This is a genomic window from Agromyces sp. P1_H4 (assembly GCF_056405255.1).
Genome location: NZ_JBFUCL010000176.1, coordinates 1 through 7,665, shown reverse-complemented (window position 1 = coordinate 7,665; position 7,665 = coordinate 1). Strand labels below are relative to the sequence as shown.

Sequence of the window (7,665 nt, the reverse complement as noted above, 5' to 3'; positions counted from 1 at the left end):
CTCGAGGCCGACGGCCTCCTCGTGCCCGGCGTCGGCGCCTTCGCCGCCGTGATGGAGCAACTGCGCGCCGTTCGCGGCGACGAGATCATCGACCGCCGGCTCGCCGGTGGCCGTCCGGTGCTCGGCATCTGCGTGGGCATGCAGGTGCTCTTCGAGCGCGGCGTCGAGCGAGGCGTGGACTCCGAGGGGCTCGGCGAGTGGCCCGGCGTCGTCTCCGAGCTGCCGTCGCCCGTGCTGCCGCACATGGGCTGGAACACCGTTCGCCCCGACGAGGGCTCCGTGCTCTTCGACGGCATCGAGCACGAGCGCTTCTACTTCGTGCACTCGTATGCCGCACAGGCGTGGCTGCTCGACGTCATGCCGCCGTTCCCGAAGCCGAGGCTCACCTGGGCCGAACACGGCGCGCCGTTCCTCGCCGCCGTCGAGAACGGCCCCTTGACGGCGACGCAGTTCCATCCCGAGAAGTCCGCCGAAGCCGGCATCCGGCTGCTCGGGAACTGGCTCGGCTCGCTCGCCTGAGCGGGGCGTCATCCGCCGACGGCCTCGCCGCGGCGGCGCTAGGATGCTGTGACTGTGCCGCTGTGGCGCTTCACAGCCACTGATACGAGGACAGTGATGAGCGAGTTCAACAAGACCCCCCGTCTGGTGCTGCTTCCGGCGGTCGACGTGGCGGGCGGCAAGGCCGTGCGCCTCACGAAGGGCGAGGCGGGAACCGAGACGAACTACGGCGACCCCGTCGACGCCGCGACCGACTGGGCCGACCAGGGCGCCGAGTGGATCCACCTCGTCGACCTCGACGCGGCATTCGGTCGGGGATCCAACGCCGGGATCCTGAAGAAGGTCATCCGCCAGGTCCGTGGCGTGAACGTCGAGCTGTCGGGCGGCATCCGCGACGACGAGTCGCTCGAGCACGCCCTCGAGATCGGCGCGAAGCGCATCAACCTCGGCACCGCCGCGCTGGAGAACCCCGAGTGGGCGGCATCCGTCATCGCGCAGTACGGCGAAGCCGTCGCTGTCGGGCTCGACGTGCGCGGCACGACGCTCGCGGCACGCGGCTGGACGCAGGACGGCGGCGACCTCTGGCACGTGATGGACCGCCTCGAGGAGGCGGGCGCGGCCCGCTACGTGGTGACCGACGTGACGAAGGACGGCACGCTGCAGGGCCCCAACCTCGACCTGCTCCGCCAGATCATGGATCGCACGCACCGCCCGGTCGTCGCGTCCGGCGGCATCTCGAGCCTCGACGACATCGCCGCGCTCCGCGAGCTCGTGCCGCTCGGCCTCGAGGGCGCCATCGTCGGCAAGGCGCTGTACGCGGGTGCCTTCACGCTGCCCGAGGCGCTGGATGTCGCCGGGCACTGACCCCGGGCACGAGCACGGGCACGAGCCGGGCGGTGCGGATGCCGCGCCGGCGCGTTCCGGGCCGAACGCCGCCGACTCGGCGGGCGTGCCGTGGGCGGGCCGCTCGTTCCAGCCGAACGCGCACGCCGCCGACGACGGCCGCGCTCCCGAACGACTCGCCGCCGCCATCCGCCGGTTCCGCTCAGGCGACGGCGGGCAGGGCGACGTGGTCGCCGAGTTCGGCCGGTCGCGACTCCTGATCCCACTGCTCGCCCAGCTCGGCGACGGCGGGACCGAGGTCGGCGAGCACGGCCTCGCGGTCGACAAGAGCCAGGAGCTGTCGATCGTCACGGTCGAGGGGCCCGACGGGCGCCGCGTGCTGCCGGTGTTCGCCTCGGTCGAGGCGATGTCGCGATGGAATCCCGGTGCGCGTCCGGTGCCCGCCGACGGCGTGCGGGTGGCGCTCGCGGCGACCGACGACGGGACCGACCTGGTGGTGCTCGACCCCGGCTCGCCGAGCGAGTTCGTGCTGCGCCGGCCGGCGGTCTGGGCGGTGGCGCAGTCGCAGCCGTGGCATCCGCCGTTCGACTCGGTCGAGGTGCGCGACGCCTTCGAGCGCACGATCGCGACGGAGCTCGCGGTGCTCGGCGTCGAGCTGCTGCCCGGCGATCCCGACGCCCGCCTCGCCGGTCCCGAGCTCGTCGTGCGCCTCACGCTCGTGGCGGGCCTGACCCGCCCCGAGCTCGACGCCGTGCTCCAGCGGCTGGCCGCGCGCTGGGCCGCCGACGACGCGATCGCGACCCTCGTGGACTCGCTGACGGTGCGGATCGTGGCCGGACCCGATGCCGTCACGGCGGTCTGAGCTCCGAGGCCCGCTCGCGGCATCCGCTTCGTTGACCGGATGTCGCAGCCGGAGCAGAATCGAGGAGGCGCGCCCGCGCGCGCGGAATCGCAGGTGTCACGTGGTCGACCCGAACGAGCAGCCCGTCGATGCCGACGGACCAGCACATGCCGACCGAGCCTATGGACCGGTGCTCGATCTCGCCGATCGGTATGCACAAGACTGGCTGTCGCGTGTCGGGGAGCGGCCGATCCCCCCGAGGCTCGGCCTCGAAGAGATCAAGGACCGCCTCGGTCGTGCGCTGCCCGAGTCGGGCGAGCCCGCGACCGAGGTGATCGAGCGGCTCGCGGAGGGCRCCGAGCCGGGCATGATCGCCATCGGCTCGCCGCGCTTCTTCGGCTGGGTGATCGGCGGCACGCAGCCGGTGGCGCTCGCCGCCGACTGGCTCGTGTCGACCTGGGACCAGAACACCGCACTGCGCACCATCACCCCGGGCGCCGTCGCGGTGGAGGAGCTCGCGGAGGCGTGGGTCGTCGACCTGCTCGGACTTCCGGAGGGGAGCCAGGTCGGGTTCGTGACGGGCGCGACGATGGCGCAGTTCACGTGCCTGGCGGCCGGGCGCGACGCGGTACTGCGCAGTGCCGGCTGGGATGTGGAGACCGCCGGCATGGCGGGCGGACCGCCGATCCGGTTCATCGTGGGCGAGGAGCGGCATGGCACGGTCGACCTCGCCGGCAGGTACCTCGGGCTCGGGAGCCCGGTGGTCGTGCCGAGCGACGAGCAGGGTCGCATCCGCGTCGACGCGCTGCGGGAGACCCTCGCGGCGGGCTCCGGGCCGGCGATCGTGCTCCTGCAGGCCGGCAACATCCACTCGGGCGCGTTCGACGACTTCGGCCCGGCGATCGCGGCGGCGCACGAGGCGGGTGCCTGGGTGCACGTCGACGGGGCGTTCGGCCTGTGGGCGGCCGCCTCGCCGCGGCTGCGACGTCTCACTGCCGGCATGGAGGCCGCCGACTCGTGGTCGACCGACGCCCACAAGACGCTCAGCGTGCCCTACGACTGCGGCCTCGCGATCGTGCGCGACGCCCGGCCGATGCACGGCGCGCTCAGCATGCAGGCGAGCTACCTGCAGGCGACCGAGGTCGGCGCCGACCCGCACGAGAAGGTGCCCGAGCTCTCACGGCGGGCAAGGGGCGTGCCCACCTGGGCGGTGCTGCGCTCGCTCGGCCGGTCGGGAGTCGCTGCGCTCGTCGAGCGGTTGGCGGATGCCGCGAGCGGCATCGCCGAGGGTGTGGCGGCGATGCCGGGCGTCGAGGTGCTCAACGACGTCGTGTTCACGCAGGTCTGCATCGCGCTCGCCAGTGACGCGGCGACCGAAGCGCTCAGCGCACGGCTCTGGGACGACGGGGAGGTGCTCGCGATGACCTCGAGGTGGCACGACCGGGCGGTCGTGCGGTTCTCGGTGAGCAMCTGGCAGACGGATGCCGCGCAGGTGCGCCGCACGGTCGACGCCGTCGCACGCGCACTCGCCGCAGTGCACGCCGGGCAGCGGTGACGGCTGTTCCAAGCCCGACGTCAGGGGCATCCGGTTGAATGGAGGCATGGCCGAGGCGTTGCATGCGTTCTCGCCCGCGACCCGGGCGTGGTTCACCGAGTCGTTCACCGCGCCCACGAGCGTGCAGCGCGAGGCCTGGGGGGCGATCGCGCGCGGCGACCACGCGCTCGTCGTGGCCCCCACCGGGTCGGGCAAGACCCTCGCCGCGTTCCTCTGGGCCATCGACCGGCTGCATGCGTCCGGAGCCGATGCCGAGACGACGGGCACCAAGGTCCTCTACCTCTCGCCGTTGAAGGCCCTCGGCGTCGACGTCGAGCGCAACCTGCGTGCACCGCTCGTGGGCATCGCCCGCACARCGGCCGCGCACGGACTGGAGGTGCCCGAGGTGAGCGTCGGCGTGCGCTCGGGCGACACCCTGCCGGCCGAACGGCGCTCGCTCGTGGCGCACCCGCCCGAGATCCTCATTACCACGCCCGAGTCGCTGTTCCTCATGCTCACGTCGGCGGCGCGCGAGACCCTGCGCGGCGTCGAGACCGTGATCGTCGACGAGATCCACGCGCTCGCCGGCACCAAGCGGGGCGCGCACCTGGCGCTCTCCCTCGAGCGGCTCGACGCGATCACGGCGAGCCCCGTGCAGCGCATCGGGCTGTCGGCGACGGTGCGTCCCCATGAGGAGGTGGCGCGGTTCCTGGCGGGCACGCGCCCGGTGAGCGTCGTGGCGCCGCCGAGCGGCAAGCGGTTCGACATCCGGGTGACCGTGCCGGTCGACGACCTGTCCGACCTCGCGACGGAGTCGGGCTCGGGGTCGGTGTGGCCGCACGTCGAGGCGGCGATCCTCGACGAGGTGCTGGCCCATCGGTCGACGATCGTGTTCGCGAACTCGCGTCGCCTGGCCGAGCGGCTCACCGCGCGCCTCAAYGAGCTCTGGGCCGAACGGCAGGCCGAGCCGGTGGAGGCGATGGCGGCGCTGGAGCCCGTCGAGGCGCTCGATCTGGAGCCCGTCGAGGTTGTGGAGCCGGTGGCCGTCGGGGCGGGCGATGGCTTCAGGCCCGCCGATGTGGCCGACGGTCCGCTGCCGGTGCGACGCCCTCCGGCGCAGGCGGTCGGTGCGTCGGGCATCACCGGCGGGGCTGCGCCCGTGCTCGCGAGATCCCACCACGGCTCGGTCAGCAAGGAGGAGCGAGCGCTGGTGGAGGCCGACCTGAAGGCCGGCCGCCTGCGGTGCGTGGTGGCGACGTCGAGCCTCGAGCTCGGCATCGACATGGGCGCCGTCGACCTCGTGATGCAGGTGGAGTCGCCCCCGTCGGTCGCGAGCGGGCTCCAGCGCATCGGGCGTGCCGGGCACCAGGTCGGCGAGATCTCCAAGGGCGTCGTCTTCCCGAAGCACCGGGCCGACCTCCTGCACTGCACCGTGGTCGCCGAACGCATGGTCGCCGGCGCGATCGAGGCGATGCGGGTGCCGACGAACCCGCTCGACGTGCTCGCGCAGCAGACCATCGCGGCCGCCGCCGTCGACGAGTGGGACGTCGAGGGCTGGTTCGACCTCGTGCGCCGCGCCGCGCCGTTCGCCACGCTGCCGCGATCCGCGTACGACGCCACCCTCGACCTGCTCGCCGGGCGATACCCGTCCGACCGGTTCGGCGAGCTGCGTCCGCGCATCGTCTGGGACCGCGACGCCGGCACGATCGTCGGGCGACGCGGCGCGCAGCGGCTCGCGGTCACGAGCGGCGGCACCATCCCCGACCGAGGCATGTTCGGCGTGTTCATGATCGGCGAGGCCGGGCCCGGCCGGCGCGTCGGCGAGCTCGACGAGGAGATGGTCTACGAGTCCCGCGTCGGTGACGTGTTCGCGCTCGGAGCGACGAGCTGGCGCATCCAGGAGATCACGCACGACCGCGTGCTCGTGGCGCCGGCGTTCGGTGAACCCGGCCGCCTCCCGTTCTGGAAGGGCGACGGCATCGGGCGTCCGGCGGAGCTCGGCGAGGCCATCGGCGGCTTCGTCACCGAACTGGCGAACGCGGCACCCGACGCGGGCGTGGCACGAGCGCGCACCGCCGGACTCGACGAGCGCGCGGCATCCAACCTCGTCGCGTTCATCGCCGACCAGAAGGCGGCCACCCGCGTCGTGCCCGACGCCACGAACCTCGTCGTCGAGCGGTTCCGCGACGAGCTCGGCGACTGGCGCATCGTGCTGCACTCGCCGTACGGCATGCGGGTGCACGCGCCCTGGGCGCTCGCCGCCGGCGCCCGCGTGCAGGAGCGCTTCGGCGTCGACGCGAACGCGRTGGCGAGCGACGACGGCATCGTGCTGCGCATGCCCGACACGTCCGACGAGCCACCCGGCGCCGAGCTGTTCACCTTCGAGTCGGCCGAGCTCGTCGAGCTCGTCACGCAGCGGGTGGGCGACTCGGCCCTGTTCGCGTCACGCTTCCGCGAGTGCGCGGCACGCGCGCTCCTCCTCCCGCGCATCAACCCGGGCCGGCGTTCGCCGCTCTGGCAGCAGCGGCAGCGCGCGTCGCAGCTGCTCGAGGTCGCGCGCGACTTCCCCGACTTCCCGATCATCCTCGAGGCGGTACGCGAGTGCCTCCAGGACGTCTACGACCTGCCGGCCCTCACGCGCCTCACCGAGCGCATCGCGGCGCGCCGGGTGCGGTTCGTCGAGGTCACCACCGAGACGGCGAGTCCGTTCGCCTCGAGCCTGCTCTTCGGCTACGTCGGCGCCTTCATGTACGAGGGCGACGCGCCGCTCGCCGAACGCCGTGCCGCCGCGCTCTCGCTCGACCCGGCGTTGCTGGCCGAGCTGCTGGGCACGGTCGAGCTGCGCGAGCTCCTCGATCCCGAGGTGGTCGAAGAGACGGAGCGGATGCTGCAGCGGCTCGTCCCCGATCGCGCCGCCCGCGGCGACGAGGGTGTCGCCGACCTGCTCCGCGAGCTGGGGCCGCTGACGGCGACCGAGGTGGCCGAGCGATCCGATGACGAGACGGATGCCGCGGCGGCCCTGGCGACGCTCGTGGACGCTCGACGAGTGGCCGAGGTGCGCTTCGCGGGCACGACCTGGTTCGCGGTCGTCGAAGACCTGAGCCGCCTCCGCGACGCCCTCGGGGTGCCGATCCCGCCCGGACTGCCCGAGGTGTTCGGCGAGCCCGTGCGCGATCCCCTCGGCGACCTCGTGAGCCGGTACGCCCGCACCCACGGGCCGTTCACCGCCAACGCGGTCGCGGCACGCTTCGGCATCGGGCCCGTCGTCGCAACATCGACGTTGGCGAGACTCGCGGGTGAGCGCCGGGTCGTCGAGGGCGAGTTCCTGCCGCACGGCGCCGGCGCCGAGTGGTGCGACAGCGAGGTACTGCGCCGCATCCGCCGCCGCTCGCTTGCCGCCCTTCGCAACGAGGTCGAGCCGGTCGCGCCGCGCGAGTATGCGCGGTTCCTGCCCGACTGGCAGCACGTGGGCGGCCGCCTCCGGGGCGTCGACGGGCTGGCGGCCGTGATCGAGCAGCTCGAGGGCGCCCGCATCCCCGCGTCGGCGTGGGAGTCGTTCGTGCTGCCGGCACGAGTCGCTGACTACCGGCCGACCATGCTCGACGAGCTCACCGCCTCGGGCGAGGTGGTGTGGGCCGGGCAGGGATCGCTGGCCGGTGACGACGGCTGGGTCAGCCTGCACCTCGCCGAGACGGCCGAGCTCACGCTCCCCGCCCCGGCGGCCGCGCCGCTCGATCCGCTCGAGACCGAGCTCCTCGCGGTGCTCGGCGGGGGAGGCGGCTACTTCTTCCGCCAGCTGGTCGAGGCCGTCGGCGCGAGCGACGAGCAACCCGTCATCGACGCGCTCTGGCGTCTCGCCTGGGGCGGCCTGGTGACCAACGACACGTTCGCGCCGCTTCGCGGACTCGTGGCCGGACGCGGCGCGCACAAGACCGCCGCGGCCACGCCG

5 protein-coding genes are annotated in these 7,665 nt (G+C 73.6%); all 5 read left to right on the top strand.

What is annotated here, in order from left to right:
- On the top strand, positions 1–519 hold a 519-nt coding region (gene hisH, locus AC1DY2_RS11685), incomplete at its 5' end, for an imidazole glycerol phosphate synthase subunit HisH (protein ID WP_476762589.1).
- A gap of 96 nt (positions 520–615) precedes the next feature.
- The gene (gene priA, locus AC1DY2_RS11680; RefSeq protein WP_309972646.1) at positions 616–1,362 is read left to right on the top strand and encodes a bifunctional 1-(5-phosphoribosyl)-5-((5-phosphoribosylamino)methylideneamino)imidazole-4-carboxamide isomerase/phosphoribosylanthranilate isomerase PriA; all 747 of its coding nucleotides are present in this window, start codon (positions 616–618) and stop codon (positions 1,360–1,362) included.
- Positions 1,346–2,203: an SseB family protein gene (locus AC1DY2_RS11675; RefSeq protein WP_476762588.1), complete on the top strand. Its 858-nt coding sequence runs from the start codon at positions 1,346–1,348 to the stop codon at positions 2,201–2,203. The genes priA and AC1DY2_RS11675 overlap by 17 nt, the downstream gene beginning before the upstream one ends.
- Positions 2,204–2,303: 100 nt before the next feature.
- Complete coding sequence (locus tag AC1DY2_RS11670) at positions 2,304–3,737, top strand: pyridoxal phosphate-dependent decarboxylase family protein (RefSeq protein ID WP_476762587.1); 1,434 nt, start codon at positions 2,304–2,306, stop codon at positions 3,735–3,737.
- 46 nt (positions 3,738–3,783) lie between these two features.
- Positions 3,784–7,665, top strand: a 3,882-nt coding sequence (locus tag AC1DY2_RS11665) for an Lhr family ATP-dependent helicase (RefSeq protein WP_476762586.1), incomplete at its 3' end; no start/stop codon positions are given.